General features: G+C 48.0%; 16 protein-coding genes. 3 read left to right on the top strand and 13 right to left on the bottom strand.

The window, feature by feature from the left end; all coding sequences use genetic code 11:
• Positions 1 to 63: 63 nt before the first annotated feature.
• The 3 genes from U2F10_RS15195 to U2F10_RS15205 form a co-directional block, all read right to left on the bottom strand.
• Positions 64 to 1,515: an alanine/glycine:cation symporter family protein gene (locus tag U2F10_RS15195; RefSeq protein ID WP_499872600.1), complete on the bottom strand. Its 1,452-nt coding sequence runs from the start codon at positions 1,513 to 1,515 to the stop codon at positions 64 to 66.
• A gap of 71 nt (positions 1,516 to 1,586) precedes the next feature.
• Positions 1,587 to 2,075, bottom strand: coding sequence for a WbuC family cupin fold metalloprotein (locus U2F10_RS15200; RefSeq protein WP_163667979.1), 489 nt, complete (start codon positions 2,073 to 2,075; stop codon positions 1,587 to 1,589).
• Between the two features lie 116 nt (positions 2,076 to 2,191).
• Positions 2,192 to 3,145 carry a putative 2-dehydropantoate 2-reductase gene (locus tag U2F10_RS15205; protein ID WP_499872602.1) on the bottom strand — a complete coding sequence of 318 codons (954 nt, stop codon included), beginning with the start codon at positions 3,143 to 3,145 and terminating at the stop codon, positions 2,192 to 2,194.
• A gap of 1,005 nt (positions 3,146 to 4,150) precedes the next feature.
• Here U2F10_RS15205 and U2F10_RS15210 point away from each other — a divergent pair.
• Complete coding sequence (locus U2F10_RS15210) at positions 4,151 to 5,266, top strand: glycosyltransferase family 2 protein (RefSeq protein WP_499872604.1); 1,116 nt, start codon at positions 4,151 to 4,153, stop codon at positions 5,264 to 5,266.
• Positions 5,267 to 5,525: 259 nt separating this feature from the next.
• Here the strand turns inward: U2F10_RS15210 and U2F10_RS15215 are convergent, their stop codons facing one another.
• Positions 5,526 to 8,609, bottom strand: a complete 3,084-nt coding sequence (locus U2F10_RS15215) for an efflux RND transporter permease subunit (protein WP_499872606.1) — start codon at positions 8,607 to 8,609, stop codon at positions 5,526 to 5,528.
• A gap of 153 nt (positions 8,610 to 8,762) precedes the next feature.
• Positions 8,763 to 10,049: an efflux RND transporter periplasmic adaptor subunit gene (locus tag U2F10_RS15220; RefSeq protein WP_499872607.1), complete on the bottom strand. Its 1,287-nt coding sequence runs from the start codon at positions 10,047 to 10,049 to the stop codon at positions 8,763 to 8,765.
• A 178-nt stretch (positions 10,050 to 10,227) separates the two neighbouring features.
• Here U2F10_RS15220 and U2F10_RS15225 point away from each other — a divergent pair, with 178 nt between their 5' ends.
• A complete protein-coding gene (locus tag U2F10_RS15225) occupies positions 10,228 to 10,785 on the top strand; it encodes a PadR family transcriptional regulator (protein ID WP_163667997.1) in 558 nt (185 codons plus the stop codon).
• A gap of 363 nt (positions 10,786 to 11,148) precedes the next feature.
• Entirely contained in the window at positions 11,149 to 11,868 is a 720-nt protein-coding gene (locus U2F10_RS15230; RefSeq protein ID WP_250565089.1) for a phycobilisome rod-core linker polypeptide, read from the top strand.
• Between the two features lie 266 nt (positions 11,869 to 12,134).
• On the opposite strand, the gene U2F10_RS15235 is transcribed toward U2F10_RS15230, so the two are convergent.
• The 8 genes from U2F10_RS15235 to devC form a co-directional block, all read right to left on the bottom strand.
• Positions 12,135 to 13,385: a flotillin family protein gene (locus tag U2F10_RS15235; RefSeq protein WP_163668001.1), complete on the bottom strand. Its 1,251-nt coding sequence runs from the start codon at positions 13,383 to 13,385 to the stop codon at positions 12,135 to 12,137.
• Complete coding sequence (locus U2F10_RS15240; RefSeq protein WP_163668003.1) at positions 13,385 to 14,857, bottom strand: flotillin family protein; 1,473 nt, start codon at positions 14,855 to 14,857, stop codon at positions 13,385 to 13,387. The genes U2F10_RS15235 and U2F10_RS15240 overlap by 1 nt, the downstream gene beginning before the upstream one ends.
• Before the next feature lie 20 nt (positions 14,858 to 14,877).
• Positions 14,878 to 15,591: an NfeD family protein gene (locus tag U2F10_RS15245; RefSeq protein WP_163702623.1), complete on the bottom strand. Its 714-nt coding sequence runs from the start codon at positions 15,589 to 15,591 to the stop codon at positions 14,878 to 14,880.
• 238 nt (positions 15,592 to 15,829) lie between these two features.
• Positions 15,830 to 17,863, bottom strand: coding sequence for an elongation factor G (locus U2F10_RS15250; RefSeq protein ID WP_163668007.1), 2,034 nt, complete (start codon positions 17,861 to 17,863; stop codon positions 15,830 to 15,832).
• 301 nt (positions 17,864 to 18,164) lie between these two features.
• Positions 18,165 to 19,133, bottom strand: a complete 969-nt coding sequence (locus U2F10_RS15255) for a sulfotransferase family protein (RefSeq protein WP_499872609.1) — start codon at positions 19,131 to 19,133, stop codon at positions 18,165 to 18,167.
• A 427-nt stretch (positions 19,134 to 19,560) separates the two neighbouring features.
• Complete coding sequence (locus U2F10_RS15260; protein ID WP_163668011.1) at positions 19,561 to 20,043, bottom strand: type III secretion system chaperone family protein; 483 nt, start codon at positions 20,041 to 20,043, stop codon at positions 19,561 to 19,563.
• A 14-nt stretch (positions 20,044 to 20,057) separates the two neighbouring features.
• The gene (locus tag U2F10_RS15265) at positions 20,058 to 20,846 is read right to left on the bottom strand and encodes an ATP-binding cassette domain-containing protein (RefSeq protein ID WP_163668013.1); all 789 of its coding nucleotides are present in this window, start codon (positions 20,844 to 20,846) and stop codon (positions 20,058 to 20,060) included.
• 35 nt (positions 20,847 to 20,881) lie between these two features.
• A complete protein-coding gene (devC, locus tag U2F10_RS15270) occupies positions 20,882 to 22,051 on the bottom strand; it encodes an ABC transporter permease DevC (protein ID WP_163702628.1) in 1,170 nt (389 codons plus the stop codon).
• Positions 22,052 to 22,058: the final 7 nt, after the last annotated feature.

Below are 22,058 nucleotides of genomic sequence, written 5' to 3' on the forward strand. Positions count from 1 at the left end.
CCAAAAGTGCCTATAGGTTACACCTATTTGTAAAAAGTAGGGCTGTAGATTGGGGCAAGATGGTTAGGGATTAGAAGAGGATGAGTGGTCAGTGGTGGGTGGTGACTGAAAGGAATGTTCAGTATGCCAGTATTTGTCTAGGCTACGGGCTACCTGGTTGGATAGCAGTAGGAGACCCAGCATATTGGGAATACCAAGGGCAAAGACCATGATGTCACTAAAGCGAATCACAGTATCTAGGCCAATGATGGTGCCGCAAAAGCTACCCAAAATATAGAGTAGCTTATAGGTCAATAGACCTTGCTCTCCAAACAAGTAGCGCCAACAGGCTTCGCCATAATAAAAGCAGGAAATAATTGTGGAAAAGCTAAATAGGCAAACAATTATGGCCAGCCCCCAGGTCATCATCGGCACTTCGGTGGCAAAGGCAGTCGTTGTGAGCTCAATGCCGTTGACGATGCTTTCAGGTTGATAAACACCTGTTAGCAAGCAGACTAAGGCGGTTAGATTGCAGATAATAACTGTGTCGATCAGTGGCTCTATCAGGGCGACGATACCTTCGCGGACGGGTTCAGGATTCTTAGTGGTGGCGTGGGCAATGGCTGCAGCACCCGTACCTGCACCATTGGAGAAAACACCTCGCTGTAGACCCTGTACCATGACGCCGACGATGCCCCCTTCAATGGCCACTGGATGCCAGGCCGAATGCCAAATTTGACCCATGGCGTTGGGGATATCTCCCAGGTGATGGCATACGATCCAGAGGGCGGCAGTTAGGTATAGCCCCACCATGGTTGGCACAATGGCTGAGGCTACCTGGGCAATGCGTTGGATACCGCCAATAATCACAGTAGCAACCGCCAGGGCGAGAGCGATACCGTAAACGCTAGGCTCACTTAGCCAGCTCCACTGCAGGTGTTTCCCCAGGGCAGCGACTGCCATCCCCGACTGGTTGGCCTGAAACATATTGCCACCGCCGATGGCCCCAACCATGCAAAGAATGGCGAAGGTAGCTGCCAGCAACTGTCCCATGGGTTTGAGCCCGCGCTCGGCCAGGCCCTGGCTGAGGTAATACATGGGGCCCCCCAATGCCTGGCCATCTTGGATAACGCGATATTCTTGGGCCAGGGTGCATTCGGTAAATTTGGTGGTCATGCCCAGTAGTCCTGCTATGGTCATCCAAAGGACTGCACCGGGGCCTCCCAGTTGGATTGCGATCGCAACTCCAGCAATATTCCCCAACCCCACCGTTGCCGACATCGCCGTCGCCAACGCTTGAAAGTGATTCACTTCCCCAACCTCATGCGGGTCATCATAGTCACCCCGCAGTACCGCCAGGCTATGGCGCAGCCCCCGCACATTAATAAACCCCATGCGCAGCGTCAGATACACCGACCCTGCCATCAACCACAGCACAATCAGCGGCACACCCCACAGTCCAAAAAACAAGGTACGCTCCAACAGCGTCACCCCGATATCAAAACCATGGTCCATATGTGTTAGCAGTTGATTCAAGGTTGCGCTTTCCATTAACGGCAAATCATCTTTTCTAGGATCAAGGTCACCCTAGGGCCATCGGTACAGGCCTAACCCGAAAACAACTCAGCCCATGCCTGTACCTGCTGCTGTGCCGCAACGGTTCCCTCTGCCGGAAACTGCTGCATAAAATCCTTATCTGCTGCTGGTACGTAAGGCCCTTCCTTAATCTCAAACATCACCGTATTTGGAGCCAGGGCGATCAGCGTGTGGTACTGTCCTTCCGCCAGCTCTAAACCATAGGTTGGTCCCTGGGCACATAGGCGCTCAATCTGAATCACCTGCCCCTGCTCATTCAGCATTAAAAAACCAATCTCACCCTGAAGCACCAGAAATAGCTCAAACCCATTGCTATCTTTAGCCCGTAGATGTCGGTGTGGACGCACATAGGTGCCAGGCTGTAACACATTGATAAACCGTTGGACAGAGTCCGGTAGCTGATGCAAGTTGTGGTTTTTCCGTAAACGAGGCAGCGCTGATGCCTCCTGGGAAACGCTGTCAAACAGCTCTTGAGATACGCGTTTGATGACGGTGGGCATGGGATGGAACAGTGATGATTTCGGAATAAGTTACCAGTTATCTACTAGTGTAAACCTATGTAAAGGGTGCCTCAATTCGAAAGCGCCCGCTAGTGTAAACCTATGTAAAGGGTGTCTCAATTTGAAAGCGCCCGCACTTGCTTATAAAGCTTTTCCATCTCCGGTACTTTGACCCCTACCTCTGTCGCAGCCCTCACCGGGTTACCTAAAATCGCCTCCACCTCCAATGGTCGCCCTTCATCAAAATCAATTTTCATGCTGGTACGATAGGGCTTCATTTTTGTAGTGGCATTCAGCATGTCAGCGGCCCAATTTATAGGAATATGGCGAGTTGAAGCAGTTTGCTTAGAAAGATGGTCAACCCAGGCATTGGCAGCCGTGATCACCTCCGTCATCAGGGTGTGGATCTGTGCCTTAACCGCCTCATCTGCCATCAGCTCATTCGTGGTCGCATCCAACACCACCGACAATCCGTTATAAGGCACGTTCCACACTAGCTTGCGCCAACGAGCCATAAACAAATCTTCGGTGACATCTATGGGAATCTTTGCTCCACGGAAGTCATCGGCAATTTCCATCATCGTGGTTGTAAGTTCTCTCTGTTGATTTTTCCCACTGTAGGCTCCGAGCTGAATTTTTCCGTAATCCAGGTGATGAATGTGACCTGACCCGACCTTGTTAGAACAGATAAAACAAAGGCCTCCCATAATCTGTTGTGGTGACACCAGTTGGGCAATATCTTCTTCAATGCCTAGGCCATTTTGTAAGGTGAGTATTACTGCGCCCTCACGCATCGGTGGCATTAGCTCTGTAAGACGATGATTTTGTGTTGTTTTTAAGGCAATAACAACAACATCTACCGGTGGCATATCTGCTGGGCTATTGTATGCATTTACCTGGGGCAGTGTGATATCACCATCGACAGATTCCACCAATACGCCGTATTTTTTTACATGCTCATAGTCGCTACGCAACAGAAAATTCACATCACAGCCGCTTTGCTGTAATCGTGCTCCGTAATAACCGCCAATGGCCCCTGTGCCAATGATGGCATAGCGTTTAGCCGACATCCTTCCCTACTCCGATGTATCATGCCCATCAATTGTACGGGGCAAACTGAGATCTCTGCCGTTGCTGATTTAGACGATGAATCGCCCCGTAAAACTTGCCAGCAACCTAGATTGGGCGGGTTGAAACATACCGCAGATCAGCAATGGTAGATTTTTCTTGGTTGTGGTGTTCGAGTATTCGATTATTCGACAAAAACTGCCTCTCAAAAACAGAGTTAGACCTTAGTGCCATACTACAGCCGCTATGTTTTTAGTTTAGGCGTTGTGTGTGGTGATGGTTTGGTCGGGTTTACCATTAGAAATTAGACAAAAATCTATAGTAACCATTATTTTTTTGAGGTTTATTTGTATAAGCTATAGGTATGCATCAATATCAAGTTATTTATGATCTTGAATTTAAATTTCCCTAAAGGCTATAAAAATCCCTATTTATACTGAGTTTTCTTGATGAGAACTAATTAATAATTTAGATGAGTAAGATGAGAGCTAATTATTAATTAAAAGCAGCAGCAACAGTTTCTTGGAAAGCCCCCACATTCCTCTAGGCTGTTTGCTAAGCTAGAGCCCAGTTAACGCTTTTGTCTTTTTCCAGTAAGCTTTAATTCGAATGCCGATAGGTTAGCCTGTTAGCTATTTATGGCTGAATAACTGAGGCTATTTGCTAAGCTAGAGCCCGGTTAACGCTTTTAATTTCTTCTTCTAGTCAGCTTCAATGTTGGATGCTGATAGATTAGCCTGTCAGCTGTCCATAACTGAATGACTTAGAAGAAATTACACCTCATTCCATTCTTATCTATTTTTTTCTGTGTCCGTGAGGTAGCAATGTGTATGGTTGCCACTACAATATTTGAGTAGAATTACCCATGCTTTTAGTTTAGCTGTAAGCATGCTCCATTGAGAAAAAATAAGCTGAGAAAAAAATAAACTATATCTACGCTTAGAGCCACCCGTCATTGCTGACAGTTACTGTCTATTGTCCTTGCCTGAAAACTTTGAGTGGTTTCCATGACTGCTAAACGCTTTAACCCCAATGCTTTACCCCAAGCAGCCTCAAAGCCTTCGATTACAATCGTCGTCTCACCGCGCGAATGCTTTGGTAGTACACAGCAGACTCTGGAAAGTATCTACAGGCATACTAAAATGCCATTTGAACTTGTATATGTGGATACTGGTTCACCCAAACAGATTAAAAATTACCTATCCCAAGCAGCAGTTAAATATAATTTCACGTTATTACGTTCTGAGCATTTTCTTACACCAAATCAAGCCCGGAATCTGGGCCTAAGTCAAGTTACGACAGATTATATAGTTTTTATTACTAATGATATTCATGTCTCAAATGGTTGGTTAGAAAGGCTTTGGCAATGTTCCCAAGAGACGGATGCAGCCGTTGTTTGTCCCCTTACCTGTGTGGGTACACCTTTACATGAGCGCATTCATCTAGCTGGTGGTGAGGCCAGGGTCTTCATGGATGTTCAGGATGGACAGCCCCGTCGTTGTCTTTATGAACAACCCTTTCTTGTGGGTTGTTCAGCAACAGCTATGAAATCTCAATTGTCTAGACGAGCCTGTGAATTTGCAGAGTTAAACTGTCTGTTGATTAAACGAGAGATTTTTGCTCAGATTAGCTATTTAGACCCAAGGTTGGTGGGGGCTCAGGCAGATATGGATTTTTGTCTCAATGTGAATCGCGTTGGTGGGCTCATGTTCTGTGAACCTGCCTCAGTTGTGACCCATGTTCCACAGAAACCCAATAATTGGGCTGATTGGTCTTGTTTTATGTTGCGTTGGAGTGATGCGTGGGGGCTGGAAAGTCTGATGCGTTTTCAACAGAAATGGGATTTAGATGTGGAACGCTATTTTCAGACGCGCTACAGTCATCTAGGACAGCATCGTCAGGAGACTGTTGTTTATCCTTTACTTCGTCAGTTAACCATAGGCAATATCTCTCCATGGTTGGAGCAGCTGACCATTGATGTTGAAAGGTGGTTCAATCAAACACTTGCAGATCGATATGCTCAGTCTAGTGAGGAGGCTGTTGGTAAGGTGGTTCACGCTGCTGTGGGATCGATTCAAACGATGGAGTCTCGCACACGGGCTTTAGTCAGTATTTCTTTGTAATAGCAGCCTTGTTATTTGAAGATCACTTAAGGTTTCACCAATTACTAACTCCATAATATCGTTGGGCTTTACATCCAAAATCGATGGATGGGCTTAAGGGAGGGGGATAGGTGTTGGATGGGGTGTTGGGTTTCATGTTTCAACCCAACTACGGGCTATCATATATGCACATCTCGAAAAGATGCTCGACATCCTGCCTTATCAAGGGGAGATCTAGCTCAGATACTCTTGTATTCAAAGTTTTATTCTTGTTGTCCTTTTAGCTCGTTGTAACCTTAACCAATGTTTTCCTAGGTCGATGAATTAACAAATGAGCTGACGGGATAAAATACAACGCCAACAGTGTTGCCCCCCCTAGACCCCCAGCGATCGCAATCGCCAACGGTGGCCAAAACCCAGTCGAATCGAGCAATAGCGGCGTAAACCCAATAATCGTTGTAACCGTCGTCGCCACTACGTGCCGCGTTGCCCTCATCACCACCTGTCGCGTTGCGCCTGCATCTCCCTTTCGTGCCAGGGGATCATTTCGCAATGCTGCCAACACCACAATCGAGTCATTAATCGCTAGACCAATCAGACCCAGCGTACCAAGAATGGCAGTAAAGCCGAATAGTGAGTTAAACAACCACAGGGCCATTGCTGCTAAACCCACTGCCGCCACTGCAACAACCGCCAGCAACCCGGCCAATGCAAAGGAATTAAATGACAATACCAGTGTCGCTGTCATCAATACCACCAAAACTCCCACCGTTGACAACAGATTACCAACGGCAGATCCTCTGGCATCAGCCTCCCCTCCATAGCTGAGACGATACCCCGTGGGTAGCTCAAAGCCCTGCTCTGTCAATGCTTGTTGAAACTCAGTCAAAACAGTGCTGGGCAAAGACCCCGCCGTAATAAATGCCTGTACCGTATTCACCCGCTGTCCATCCCGTCGAGCGATAGTGCTCAGTTCTGGACGTAGGTTAACTGATGCCACGGCAGAAAAGGGAACTGTTGTCCCAGTAGCACTGAGTAAATCAACAGAGGTAATGCTTGCTAAGTCACCGCGCTCCTGCTCCGGTAGCTGTACACGCACAGGAATATCTTCTGTGTCTTCTAGAATAGAACCGCCGAGCTGACCATCTAGAAGAGTACTGAGTTGGGATGCGATCGCACCATTATCCAATCCCACTCGTTTAGCTGCTGCCTCATCCACCTCCAATGCTAGCTTTGGCGATAGCTCCGTCAACGTGGCCCGAGTATGGGTAACCTCATTCAGCTGAGACAATATTAGCCGCAGCTGATTTCCCAGTGTCCTCAACTGCTCCAAATCAGGTCCATAGAGACTGACCTCAAGCGGCGCATCAAAAGGTGGTCCCTGCTCCAGCTGTTTCACCAGGATCTGAGCATCGGGAAATGTCCTATCTAGTTCAGTTTGCAGTGTTCTAATTGTCTCTCGCAGATTATCGGTGGACTCCAACTGCACAATTCCCTGGGCATACTCAGATGCATTCCGACGACTGCCCATTACGTTATAGAAAAAAGACGGGGCGTTTTGGCCTAGAAACCAATGGATATCGCTGACTGCTGAATGTTGTTGGATCAGGTTGCGGATAGCCAGGGTTTGAGCGCGGGTGGTTGCGATCGCGCTAGATGCCGGACGTTCCACTTCAATTTGAAACTGGTCACGATTTGTTGGTGGAAAAAACTGTTGCGGTAAACTGGCAAACTGCACAAATCCCACCATAGGCAGCACCATGGCTATCAATACACCTAAAATAGGTCGACGAAAGACAGCTCGTAAACTTCCCTCATAGATACGTGAGAGAGTTTGATTAGAGAAGCCACCAATACTCCAATGTTGAGAGTGAGAACGTAACGGTCGCCAACGATAGACTAAGCCGGCTAAGGCTGCAATTACAGTTAGTGAAAGAGTTAACGAACTCAGTAGCGCTAAAATTACAGTGCTGCCAATCGTGCCAATAAACTCTCCTGTACCACCAGGAGAGGTGGCAATGGGAACAAATGCCAGCACTGTAGTCAGTGTGGATGCCAGCAACGGAACTGTCAGGTGCTTCACTGTTTCACCCACCGCGATCGCAGGATGGCTGCCACTTTGCAAGTGTACCCGCACCTCATCCACCACCACAATGGCATTGTCAATCAGCAAGCCCAGGGCAATAATTAACCCTGTAACAGACATCTGGTGTAGCGGAATGCCCAGCACGTTCATACTGCCAAATACCATCAGTGTAGAGAGCGGTAGCGCCATGCCAACAATCAGAGCTGAGCGCCATCCCAGCACCACCAGGGAGATGCCAATCACTAAAAGAGAACTAACAATCAGGTTGCCAATTACCCCATTCAATCGCTGTTGCACATACCGACTTTGATCCAGCACAATGTTGATGCCAAGACCATCTGACAGATTAGCTTCAAACATTTTGAGAACTTTTCTGGCCTGCTGTGCCCATTGGTCTACACGGTAGTCAGACTCAACAGTGGCTGCCACTACAACCGCGGGTTGACCACCGATCAATGCCAGGTCAGAGACTGGAGTTTTTACTCCTTTGGTTACCTGAGCAATATCTCCTAGCTGAGCAATCTGCCCCTCTGCCCCTACCTGAATTGGAATTTCTCGAATCCGATCCAGCGAATCCAGAGAACTGTCCACCTCAAACAAGAGTTCAGTAGCATCACTTCGCAGCTCTCCAGTAGAAATCTTCGCATCGCTAGCCCTAATCTGTTGTGATAAACTCTGGGCGCTAATGCCTAACTTCAGCAAATCAGCCTGACTAATTTCCACCTGAATCTCTTCATCTGGCTCACCAAACAGCTCTACACTGTCCGTCCCAGGCAAGTTTCTTAATTCAGCTTCCAAGCCCTCTGCCACCCGACGCAGAATCGAATAGTTAACTGGCTCATTCAGCTCCCACGTTAGCCCCACAATCATGGCGCTTGCCTGTACCTCTTGATCCTCATACTCAGGCCGACTTGCCTCAGCAGGTAGCTCAGGAATCACATCGTCAATCTGACTCCGCACCCGTGCCCATACTGGCTCCACAGCAGACACCGTATCCTTCAGCTCCACTGTAACTACCGATATGCCAGGACCAGAAGACGAACTAATCTCCTCAACCTCTTCAATATCAGACAGCTCTTCCTCAATTTTGTCAGTTACTAAAGACTCTACTCGTTCTGCACTAGCCCCTGGGAAAAAGGTAGTCACCGTCGATGACCGCTGAACAATTTCAGGATCTTCCAACCGGGGTAATGATAAGAATGCAGACAGACCCCAGACAATAACTAATGTTAGCGTCAAAAACAGTAACTGCCGATTGCGAAAAAATAGATTAAACATAATTAGGTCAAGAGAAAAAGCAGTTCTTAGTCAAGACTTTGTATAGGAAAATAGCTTGGTTAGCGGTGGGGGAGTGGAGGCCCCCACGAAAGGAAGGGTTTCAGGGAGGAAAGCCCTGAGCAACCCCACCGCTATTGACCAATTTTCACGCTCCTAATTCTTCACCAGCTGCCCTGGCACCAGCCGATGCGTACCACTTGTAATAATCTCTTCCCCTGGCTGTAGAAGCCCCCGCACAAAAGCCCGATCACTTTCCGCATAAAGCACCTCCACCTCTCGACGACTCACCTCATAAAGATTCTCACCAATGTTACTTTCCGCCTCATCCAACACATAGGCCGACCACAATCCTCGCTCTCCAGCAACAAGAGCACTGGTTGGTAACCAGTAGCCAATTTCATTCTGTTGATCTTGCAACTCCAGTCGTGCAGTTGCACCAATTGTTGGCTGTGCTGCCGGTGGCAAAGCCATTACCACAGTGACCGTCTGGCTAGCATCATCAAGCTCTGGCAGCACAGCAGTGACCCTGCCCTCGAATGCTACCCCATTGACTTCGATAGTCTGAACGTCTCCGTTATTAATACGATTTGCTATCTGGTTAGGCACTCCAATACGAGCTTCTAAAGCATTACCTTCCACCAGGCGCATGATGGTTTGACCTGGGCTGACAACGACACCTTCATCCATAAGCCTCAGAGAGACACGACCATCAAAAGGAGCGTAGATAACGCTTTTAGCAATGGAGACATCTAAATTTTTCAAACTGGCCTCAATTTGGTCTACCTGGGCATCCTGAGCGCTGACTTGTTCCACCCGAGTACCTGTGTTTAGCTCATCTAACTGACTTTTGGCCTGATTAAGACGACTTTCTAAGGCATCGGCACCAAATTTGGCCTCATCTCGTTCTTCTAAAGAAATTGCACCTTGAATATAGAGATTCTCACGGCGCACCTGCTGTAACCGCGCCAGGTCAAGCTGAGCTTGCAAGTCTTGAGCAGCAGCAGCGGCAGCGGCAATATCTTCCTGACGGGGACCGCGTTCTAATTCTTCAAATCGAGCCTGAGCCTGACGACGTTGGGCCTCAATCTGCTGACGTTGAGCTTGCAGGCTGCGGGTATCTAACCGAGCTAGAGGTGCTCCGGCAGCGACGGTATCCCCTTCATCTACAAGCACTTCCACCAGGGTACCTGCTTGCTCAAAACCCAGATCACTACTGCGTCGAGCAACGATTTCACCGGTGTAGGTGCGCTCTACTTGATATTCATTAACACGTTCTAAGGCTTGGGTTTGAACGGGGAGCGGTTGAATCGCATCCTCAGCCACAGCTGAGCCAGACCGAAAACGCCCCAGCCAGATGGCAGGAGCTACTAATACCGGCAGCAACCATAACCAGTGCCAGCTAGGGCGCTTTGCACTGGTATCAGACGTTGATGAAACCATAGCTCAATATCCAAACAGTTGATATTCACTTAATTGATATTCGCGTAGTTGATAATCAAATAATTGATATTCAACTTGTTGCTTATGATTCCATAGCGTATACTCAACATGTTGGATATGTCAACGGATTCTCCATTCAATCTGTCTGTTAAGTCTGTCTGTTAAGTCTTTAAATTCTATGGCCCTAGCCCACACCATCCTTGCGTTGTTAGCCCAGCGACCCGATAGCGGATACGACATTAGTAAACGCTTCGACGAAGGGCTTAGCTGCTTTTGGAAAGCCTCCCAGCAGCAGGTATATCGAGAGCTATCTAAAATGGAGTCCCAAGGCTGGGTGAATTTTGAAAAGGTGCCCCAGGAAGGTAAGCCGGACAAAAAGATTTACAGCATTACAGATTCGGGATGGAGTGAACTTACCCGCTGGTATGCAGAACCTACTGAACGCACCCAAATCCGAGAAGATTTGCTGGTGAAGGCGATGATTGGCTATAAAATGCCCCGGGAGATGTTGTTGAAAGAATTACACCATCGCCAGGCACTACATCAGGCACAGTTAGATGAGTATCGTGTCATTGAGGAGATGTGTTTGGGGCATCCTGAACCCCCTGTGGAGCTGCAGTTTAAATACCTCACCCTGAAACGAGGGATTGCTTACGAAACAAGCTGGCTGCAGTGGTGTGCTGATGTGCTTTTATTTTTGGAGCAGTACGATGCGCAGCAAAGGACTGTGTCTTAGGGTGGGGTGCGATCGCATACTAGTTTCGACGGTTGCCATGGCCTTAGTGCAAAATTATTGATTTGACTTCAGGCGTACAAGACTGATTATTATTCAATTGCAATTATCGTTATGCTTCTTTACGTATCCTAAAAGAAGTCTAAAAACCCTAACGATTTCTCAAGAATCTTCAGATATCAGTCGTTTCTAGTGGGTGAGCACCCCACTTAGAGCTCCCTTTTCTGAGGAAAATGCAACATAATTAAACAAATTGAGTAAATATACTTATCAGTTTTGCTAGTGGGGGACGGCCTGTCACTAATATGTCCTTGACTAAAGGGCTCTATGTCGGCCTGCTTGTCCATTTATAAAAGTCAATTAAAAATGCAGACACTTGCCAATAACAATCAGGTCATCCCCGTAGCCACCAACGGTGGTATCCGTTTAGAAAGTGGTGATGCCAGCGGCATTAAGATGTTTTCTACGATGGATAAGGCAGACTGCTTGCAAGCAGTTTATCGTCGTCTCTTCAAAGACAATCGCAACATTGATTTTCACCACAATGAGTCTCTGGATTCAGCTTATCTCAATGGTGAAATTACCACGCAGGAGTTGGTTCGCGAGCTAATTTGCTCTGATATGTTCGTGAACTACATTCTGGCCAACAACAGCAACTATCGCTTTGTTCAGCTTTGCTTTGAGCGGGTTCTAGGTCGCCCTGCCATTCAGTCAGAAGTATTCAAGTGGAGTTCATTGCTGGCTTCAGAGGGCATTCGCACATTTGCTGAGCAGCTGACCGGTTCTGAAGAGTACATAAATGCGTTTGGTCCTTACCAGGTGCCTAGCCGTCGTTCCATCAAGCTATCGTCCAGCGATCAGGATTTACCTGCTCTACCTAAGGAACTCAGCATCAAGCGTTATCAAGGTGAAGGTAACGTTAATCAGTTTAACTACATTGGTGCTATTAACCCACTATGGGACGGCAACATGCCGCCAGCTATTATCCGTAAGATTGGTGCTGTGATTACCGTTGCTGGCGTTATTGAAGTCACTCGCATATTGTTTACAGCGGCTGTGGGTGCCATTACTGCTGGCCACATGTAATGGTTGTTTCAATCATTTAATTACTGCCTAATTCTTTGGATTTCTGTAGGGGCAGCCCTTGTGGCTGCCCCTACAACGTCTATCTTCAAAATTCAAGGTCTTCCTTGCATAAGGTCAGCACAAATAAACCCCATAGCGGCATAGGCTTGCCTCCATGGGGTTTTGTTTACGAGGAGATTTAGACAATTATCCCAGGGTGGAAGGCACCACCCCTACGAGATTATCTAGTTTGAATGTGAATCAGGGAGACTTTATCGAATTTGATATTATTTCCCTTCTGGTAATCGCTGGGAGCTACTAGCCAGATTGTTCACGGCACTGGCAATATCCAGGCCAGTTGTCTGTTTTAACTGCTCGATAATGGCAATTGCCTGTTTTGCGGTGCCCCCTGTCTGACTGTCAATCATGGTGACATTCTGAATGTCAACATCGGGTACCGTAGCACTCAGGGTCTTCAACAACATTTCTAGCTTTTGTAGTAAGAAAATGTCGCGGGCATTTGCTCCAGCAGCGCGCCAGGACTCGGCTAACTGTTTAGTACCTTCGGCCTGGGCTTTACCATCTTCAACAATCTGAGCCGCATCCCCTTTGGCTTCTGCCAACGCTCGTTTGCAATTGGCCTCAGCTGGGGCAATCACATCTGCTTTAAGCTGTTCAGTCACTTGCTTAATGCGCTCTTGCTGTACTGGAATCTCGGACTGAATACGGACGAGTTCAGAGGCAATTTCAGCTTCTACCTCGGCCACAACAGCCCCTCGCTTAGTAAGGGCATCCTGGATTCGACGCTCGGCTTCCGCTTCAGCAATGCCAGTGTCACGCTCAATCCGGCGCACAGAGGTAATCTTTTCGTTCTCAGCTGTTTGAATAGCTGATGCTGCCTGGGCTTTGGCCTCGGCGATGCGGGCATCACGCTGGAGCTGGGCCTGCTGTTTACGACCGATGGAGTCAAGGTAGCGCACGTTATCAGAAATGTTCTGAATCTGCAGGGTATCGAGCACTAATCCTAGCTTTTCGAGATCTTCTTCTGCTTCATCTAAGAGACTTTTGGCAAAGGCAATTTTGTCTTCGTTTACCTGTTCTGGTGTAAGGCTAGCGAGAACGCCCCGTAAGTTACCTTCTAGGGTCTCTTTGGCAATTTTTTCAATCTCTTTTCGACTCTTGCCCAACAATCTCTCAATGGCATTATGAATGGCGGGTTCTTCACCAGCGACCTTGATGTTAGCAACGCCATCTACCTGCAGCGGAATACCGCCTTTAGAGTAGGCATTAGTTACCTTGAGCTCGATAATCATGTTGGTGAGGTCCATGCGCAGCGCCTTTTCTACCAAGGGCTTACGAATGCTGCTACCACCTTTGACCAGACGATAGCCTATCGTTTTTTGCCCCAATCGCTGCTGAGCGCCCGCAAAGATCAGTACCTCATTCGGCTGACAAATGTAGTAGAGGTTGCGGATGATTAGGGAGATTACTCCAGAACCACCACCGAAAATAACGAGTAAAAGAATTAAACCTTCCATTAGCGATTGCCCTCCATGTTGGGCTCTACAGTTGTTGTATGGGTTGTGACAGCGGGTTCTAACTGGCGCTGAAAATCTAAGCTTTGGTTCAGGGTGCCCGTAACATCGATACCCAGGGTGTCGTCTACCTGTTTAAGGAACTGACGGACAACGTCGGGATAGACATTGACCAGGTTGGCAATAGACTTACCGTCGCCATTGTCAATAACGTTGACATTCTTAAGATGGATGCGGTCAGGAATTTTAGCGGCTTCCTTCAGTACCATGTCAATTTGTTGAATCAAAAAGACCTGGGTGGCATCGGTTCCGGTTTCGGCCCAGACCTCAGCCAGCATGTTGTTGACGAGAGCAGCGGCCTTAGCATTCTCTTCGAGAGCAGCGGCTTGACCCTTGGCGTGTAGTTCCTGAGCTTGTTTTGCAGCTTGGGCAGGCAGTACTTCATCGGCTTGTAGACGCAGTCGTTCTAGCTCGGCTCGTACTGTCTGGAGCTGTTGCTCGGCACGGGCGCGGGCTTCTTTGGCGGCAGCGATGGTGCGTTCCTCTTCAGATTTGGCTCGTTCCTCTAGCTCAGCTTTGATTTTGCGAAGTTCGTTTTGCTGTTGCTGTACAACTGTCAGAGCCTGGGTTTTTGCTACTTCCGCTTGCTTTTGGCAATCGGCTTCGATACGGTCGGCTTCACCCACAGCTTCAGATTCGGCAATCTCAGCATCGCGAATGATATTGGCAATTTGGCGGCGACCAATGGAGCTGAGATAGTCCATATCATCGGTGACACTTTGAATTTTGAGCGTATCTAAATGCAGTCCCAACTTACTGAGATCTTTAGCAACGTCAGCTGCAATGCGCTCGGCAAAGTTCATGCGATCTTCGTTGACCTGCTCAGGGGTAAGTAGGGCGACAACACCGCGTAGGTTACCTTCAAGGGTTTCGCGGACCACCCGACGAATTTCGGAGCGGTTGCGGCCTAGAAAGCGCTCAATGGCGTTACCAACAACGCTGCGATTGCTAGAAATTTTGACATTAGCGATGGCTTGAATATTCAGTGGTGTACCCCCTTTGGCATAGGCATTTGTCACCTCAACGGGGATAGGCATGGTGGTCATGTCCATGCTTTGTACCTGTTCAATAATGGGTACCACCAACGTACGACCACCAAACACTACGCGGTAACCGACTGTCTGCCCCCTTTTGTTTTTGTATTTACGACCCGAGATAATCAAAATCTGATTGGGGTTGCAAATACGCAGGCAGGTTTTGAGCACTATGATTAGCGCGCCAATGCCAATCAGGCCAAGAACTAAGGCACTACCGCCTAAAACGGCACCTGCCTGGGCTGTATTTTGGTTAGCCTGTGAAATAGGAATGGCCTGGGCAAGTTCGTAACTAACGGTCTCAGTGGTTTCGGCCTGGACCGATATTTTTTGATCCCCTGCTGGTGTAGTCTGTCCCAGCAAGAATAAAGTGTGTGTCATGGGTATGAAATGGGTATAAGTTAGTTCTGCTGAGCAGCGGTTTCGTCTGAAACGACCCAAAGCCGGTTTTTCTCGACATTAACGACGAGCACTTTATCACCCGGTACAAATTGTTTGGTGTCGTCCGTGAGTGCCATCATGTGCAAAGTGCTACCACGTAGTTCCAGACGCACTTTGCCTTTGCTTTTGGCATCAAAGGGCAGTTCTACGATGCCCACCCGTCCAGCAAAATCCTCGGTACGAATAAGGCTGTCGGCATGGCGACGAGCCAGGTGGCGCAGGGTAATGGCCAAGGTGCCTCCTAGCACAATGCCCATGAGCAAAGCGACGATAAAGATGACTGAGGCGGGCCAATTGGATTGTACCCAGCTCAGGCTGAGGCCCGTCAAACCAAAGAAAAATCCGCCGACAGTCCAGAATTTGAAACTGGTGAGGATGTTCAGGCTGAAGATGTAGGCTCCTTTAACTTTTCGTAGGAGCTGAAGATCAGTGTCTATCTCGGCATCGAAGCCACCACCTGTACTGATATTGGGGCCAATATCTGGCGCATCGCCGTCAAGGTCTACATCACCATCAAGATCTAAATCTGCATCTAGATCTATATCGGCATCAAAGTCAGCGTCAAAATCAACATCGGTATCGGCATCGAAATCTGCATCACCGGCACCACCTAGTGTGGCGATCGCAACAAAGACGCCGCCAATGACAAAACAAAACCAATAAATTGACTGCACAGTATCTCCTTAGGGTTCATTCCCTAGTGATAGTCAGATACAGTCTGTGCCTCTAAAATTCCTGACAATTTTTAATGATTGGTAGGGTGGGCAGCGCCCACCAATCCTTGCAGCGGAAGTGCTACCCAATATCGTCATCATAGAATAGATGTACTTATCATATCCCAGACAGATCAAGGTGCGCCGTCACTTAGTTAAATAACAGCGCACCTGATTTTAGTTATGAGAGTTTGTGCGGTTACTTATGGTTGCTAGCCTCAGCCACAATTTTCTCCTTTAATCTCTCAGGTACAGTATTCAGATGGTCGTACTGCCAGCTGAAGAAGCCCACACCCATACTCAACGAACGCAGTTCCAGGATCAGCGTTTGCATTTCAGCAACCGGTAGCTGTGCAGACACCTCATCCCAACCAGGCCAGTTAGCCTTGTTGGTATACCCCATCACCTGACCCCGACGACCGCTAATCAGAGTGAGCACGTTAGAGGTAAACCGATTCGGAACGGATATAGACAGAGAGGCAATCGGCTCTAACAACGCAGGTTTGCACTCGGGTAGACCCGTTTGCATGGCAATGCGTGCAGCCTGCTTAAATGCCTGGTCAGAACTGTCTACATGGTGGTACGACCCGTTCTTAAGGGTGACCGAGACATCCACCACTGGGAAGCCTAATGGCCCTTGCTTGAGAAACTCTCTCACACCTGTTTCAACGCTGGGAATGTATTGTTTAGGAACAACACCGCCAACAATTTTCTCAGCGAACTTAAACCCTTCTCCGCGCGGTAGGGGCTGAATGTCGATGTAAATATCACCAAACTGTCCATGGCCGCCGGTCTGGTGCTTATAGCGTCCGCGAATGTCCTCTTTGGCATTGCGAATGGTCTCTTTATAGGCCACCTGGGGAACGTGAGTGACCATGGATAGATTGTACTTACGGCGGAGCCAGTCCATGGCAATTTTGAGATGGACGTCTCCTTGTCCCCACAAGATTACTTCGTGGGTGTCGCCATGTTGTTCCCAATGCAGAGCAGGATCTTCATCTACTAGCTTGTTGAGTGCTCCACTCAGCTTGACTTCGTCATCGCGCTTTTCGGGAGCAATGGCTAAGGAGTAAACCGCTGGCAGAATATCTGCGATAGGTAAGGTTTCGTCAGAGTTTTCTGCTGTGGTGAGGGTGTCGCCAGTCCTAGCGTGTTCTAGACGTGCGATCGCAACCACGCTACCTGCTTCCGCTGCACTGAGTGCCTGCTGCTGACTGCCCATCAAAGAATACAAACCGCCCATGCGATCTAGCCCTAGGTTGGCTCCATCCTTGAGGGTGCCTCGCCACAGCCGAGCTAAAGACAGTTTGCCGCCTTGGGGACTGTAGTAGGTTTTGAGAATCTGAACCAAAGGCTCAGTAGAGTTCAGATCAATACCACGTCGTTCTGCAGTGACCTGAGGCTCAGGCGTTTCTCGTACTAATGCATCCAGCAGTGGACGAACGCCATAGTCCTTAGAGGCTACACCGACAAAGACGGGCACCACTAGGTCTGCGCCCAGTTCCATTTTGAGATCCTGGATAATCTCGTCCTCCGGTGGATCAATTTCTTCCAGTAGCTCTTCTAAGAGGTGATCATCGAAGTCTGCCAGGGTCTCTAGCATTTCCGTGCGGGCTATTGCTTCTTCGACCGCCAACTCCTGAGGCAATGGCACTGGATCGGCGGCGGCTCCTGCGTGGTAGTGATAGGCCTGCTCACTGACTAAATCAATGAACCCGACCAAGTCTGCTCCAGCGCCGATGGGATATTGATGGGGGACCAGGGGCCGACTGGAGACTGATTTTAAGGCTTCTAAGACGTCAGAAAATGGTGCACTGGCCCGATCCATTTTGTTGAGCCAGAGAACATGGGGAATTTCCCATTTATCTAGAAAATGCAGCAGTGGCGATACGGTAAGTACTCGGCTAGGGTCAGGTTCGCACACGACGATGGCGGCGTCTACTCCCATCAATATATGTAGCGGTTCTTGGAGCAGCTCGATGGAACCTGGGCAGTCAAGGAATGTAAAACGAATGCCGCCGTACTCAGTACAGGCGGCATTCGTTTCGACCGTCATTTGGCGATTGCGGGCTTCAGGTGTATGGTCTCCAATCGTATTACCTTCAGGAATGGATCCTTTTCGAGAAATCGTATCGGTGACCGAAAGTAGACTTTCAAGCAATGTGGTTTTACCACTGGAATATGGGCCTACAATCGCCACGTTTCGTGAACGAGAGACAGCAGCTTTTGCCATTAGGTTTACCCCTTTTTCTAAAGAGACGACTATTGGCCAAGCTCAGATTGACTTGTTAGGTTATAGGGCGTCTGAGCTGGTAGAGCGGGGAAAACAACCTCTTAACGGAAATTAAGGGCGAAACGATTGGTTAAGAAGTGTATAACCCCTTGGTTTATATAGCCAGCCTAACGCTGCTGCAAACCTTTAATGACAAGGGGTTTGAAAAAGTTCACTAGGTTAAGAAGCATGAGCAACCTTGAAGTTTTGAGTGGTAAATGTTGAGTTTTGAATTGAGCTTAGAAAGTATCCAACTGGACAACTAAGTTAACGAATAACCGAGTCGCGTTAGGGTTTTTCCGGCAGATTGATGCCACAGGTCGATATGTTCTTGCGATAAGGCTGTTTTCCAGTTGTTAATATTTCCCTTGTTGATATGTTGGCCAATGCCTTTATTCTTAATGTTTTCAATATTGTAGGATTCTATAATTTGGCTCAGTTCTGTAGTCGTAATCTCTAAATCAATAAAGTTGCAGATTTGATTGAGTTGAGCGATCGGATCTTCTCGAAGTTCCTCATATTTGATTGAATACATACGAGCTGAAAAGGCTGGATCTAGAGAAAGTTTTTCACTTAAAGCAATGCATCTTTCCCATTGAGAAATTATGGTTCTTGTGTCGTATTCAGCCCATCGCTTTGTTGTAGCTCTGGCTTGTAAAGACGCACAAACATCCCGACCATCTCGGACTATGTTGATGATTCTGGCTTCGGGCCAACTATTTAAGATGACATCAGCATATTTAATGTGAAATGGAGTTTTTTCGAGAAAAAACTGTTGTGGCTGTCCGCCCACCTGTTCAAAAAAAATATCGATAATAAGCTGGATTAGGTACTGGGCCTTCTCTAGATCTGAATCTGAGTTTTGTCTTACTTGGTGGATTAAGGTTTTAAGTTGTTGATAGCTAATGAGATGATGTAAACCGATATCGTTGTTTTTTTGATAAATTTGATAGCTCTTCAAGATACTGTTCCAAACATCTGAAGAGGTTGCTCCAAACAGCAAAGCAGTGATGCCAAAATGTCTTGCGAAGTGTGGCCAGTCTTGCCAACGGCGTTGTGCATTTAATTTAGTGATATAGGTGAATGGCTCATAGATAAGCCGATAAATATGACTCTCATTTTTTACGGGAATCACATTTCTGTGATTAGAGAGCATTTTCTGTAACCACGTAGTGCCCGAGCGAGGACAACCAACAATAAAAATCTTTTTGTAAGAAATCTGAGCTTCCATTTAAGCCTGCTTTATCGAGAAGTAAGGGCATCAATTTAAGCTGGGAAAGCTTGGCTGAGTGGGAGTTAGAAGCTCATGAATTCTGGCTTCTGACTCCTGACTTCTATGCTTGGAGACCTGTCCCGCTCTGACTTGATACCCGAATTAAACCTATAGGTTCGGTGAAATGAGAAACAGCTAGTCCAAACGGACTAGCTGTTTTCTATAGGTAAAATTCCCCTAAAGCGATGCGCGCTAACGGAAAATCACGAACTAGGCAACATGTTTCATATCTCTGTTATTTCTTATTTCCAATTTTTATTCACGCCAATGAGATTGCCAAATAACATGATGAAACCACTAGCCAAAATAATGATGGCCAAAGCTACAAAAATACCGTCGTAGGTTGCTAGGTCTTCCATAGTGCGGAGTGAAGGTTTTTATACTCTTATAGTTTAGAGGTTGGTGTTGAGTTGCGGGCACGCTGACCGTCAAACTTGTCAAGCATGATGTCGCTATAATGACTTGCGATCGCACCCACCGACAGCAAACATACTTCTAGCTCCGTTGGGTCCATATGCTTGCCACCCAAAATACGATTGGCAAAGAATACGGTGCCTGCTGCATCGGTTTGAAAGGAGCCAAATCGCATTTTTCGGTTTTCGTCCAGTAAAAACCTCAGTAAATATAACTCTGGGCCACAGCCGATGGCCACACAGCTGCTGGCTCGCACAATGGCCAGTTCCTTATCGGGGTAAGGATGCGCCTCCCAGGGCAATATGTAAAGCTCAATCAGCGTTGTATTTTGGTAAATTAAGTCAAAATAAGGCTTTTCATCGCTCGCCCGCACCGTTTTCTTAAATACGCTGCCACTTAGATAGTCTTGAACCCGTTCATAGGTTAACTCTTGGGCTCCATTTGTAAATTTCATAGGTGGTTTACCACTTACATAATGAACATGTCGGCGCTGACTTCTGTCATGGCACCTTTTGTCTTGCTTTGGACAAAGGCATTGGGAGTGGTATCTGATTCTAGACGACCGTCCACCAGGTTAATAATCCGATCGGCTACGTCTAAAATACGGTTGTCATGGGTAACCATCAGCACGGTGCAACCCTCTTGTCGCGATAGGGTGTGGAGATAGTTGACCACGTCCCGACCAGACTTTTTATCTAAGGCCGCTGTGGGTTCATCAGCCAAAATTAGCTTTGGATGGTTGACTAGGGCTCGGGCAATTGCCACCCGTTGTTTTTGTCCCCCAGACAGCGAATGGGGCTTATAATCGACTCGATCAGCGAGTCCCAGTGCACTGAGCATGGCTACGGCCTGCTCTCGCTTTGAAACAAAGTCTCCTGTCAGTTCCACGGCCATTTCTACATTTTGGCTGGCGGTCAGAGACTCAAATAAATTGTGAGCTTGAAAGATAAAGCCGATATTGCGTCGGACATTGACCATGGCGCGTTCGCTCATGCCAACGAGTTCTTGGTCCAGTATGCGCAGACTGCCGTCCTGTAAATGTCGCAAAGCCCCCGCCAGGGTGAGCAGTGTTGTCTTACCGGAACCTGATGGGCCGGTCAGGATAACAATCTGACCCTTGGGTAGCTCCAGGGAAATGTCGAACAGCACCTGCTTGCTCAGGTCGCCGATACCAAAGTAATAGTTAAGATGCTGAATATGGACGGCTAGGTCGTCCTGTGGAGGGTCAAACGTAGATTGTTGCTGAGTTTTGAACATGCTATTAACCTAATTCAACGCCACTATAAAAGTTGCTAAAACACGTCTGCTGGGTCGGTGGTTTGGACTTTGCGGACTGCGATCGCCCCCGACACTAAACACATAATGAATGTGGCCACTAGCAAATTCAGGACGCGTTCGGGGGTCATTTGAAAAAATAGACCAGTGGCATTACCTGCTGCCTGATAGAGCAGCTGACTGACCAGAACCCCTGGAATAAATCCCAATACAGATAAGATCAAGGCTTCTTGCATCACGACCCCCAGTAGATAGCCATTTTTGTAGCCCATGGCCTTGAGCGTGGCATATTCAGCCCAGTGGTCTGCCACATCGGTGTAGAGAATCTGGTAGACCAGGATAATGCCGACAAAAAAGCCCATGCTGGTCAGCAGCGAAAACACAAAGCCGATGTTGGTGTTTTCTTGCCAATATTTACGTTCGCGAATGACAAAACCGTTCTCCCCATCGCGAGCCATGACCAACACATCATTGGGTAGATTGTCCTGCAGCGTTTTCACGATGCGATCGACATTGGTTCCTGGTTCAAGTTTGACGACACCTATATCCACCGTGGCAAAGCTACGCTTATCCTCCTCGGGACCTCGGTCAGCAAAGTAGCGCAGAAAATTTTGGTCGCTCATGATCAGGTTGCCATTGCCTGAGGCAAAGTCAGTGCCCATGGTAAAGGTGCCGACCAAACGAATGCGTCGATCGGCCAATTCACTCACTACTCCAGCTTCCACTGGCCCTACCTCTGCCCGTGATTGGGTATCCATGAGCGCGGTTTCTGGGAGCTTCAAAACCTGGCGATGGGCCTTGATTTCAGGAATATTGAGGACTGGTTCATCGGGGTTGATGGCAATGACCCTGACACCACGCGACGTACGATTGTCTGGATTTTTCCAGTTCACTTCACTGACGTATATGGCGAAGGCGTCCTGGACACCTTCGAAGGCACGGGCCTGGTACAGCCGCCTGCGGGCAAAGGCCCGAGGCACAAACATGTTGGTACGCAATCGATTGACGATTATTACCTCACCGTTAAACCGATTGAGTAGCTGGAGCTGACTGTCGTACAGGGCATTCATAAACCCGTTGAACATAAACATCAGCAGCACAGCAAAGCCTACACCCGCTAACGACGTGGCAAAACGTCTGCGGTCGTGGGTCAGGTTGAGCCAGGCTAGGGGAATGCGTTTGATCATGGCTTTC

The organism is Leptothoe sp. EHU-05/26/07-4, assembly GCF_043421015.1.
Lineage (GTDB): Bacteria > Cyanobacteriota > Cyanobacteriia > Phormidesmidales > Phormidesmidaceae > Leptothoe > Leptothoe turfae.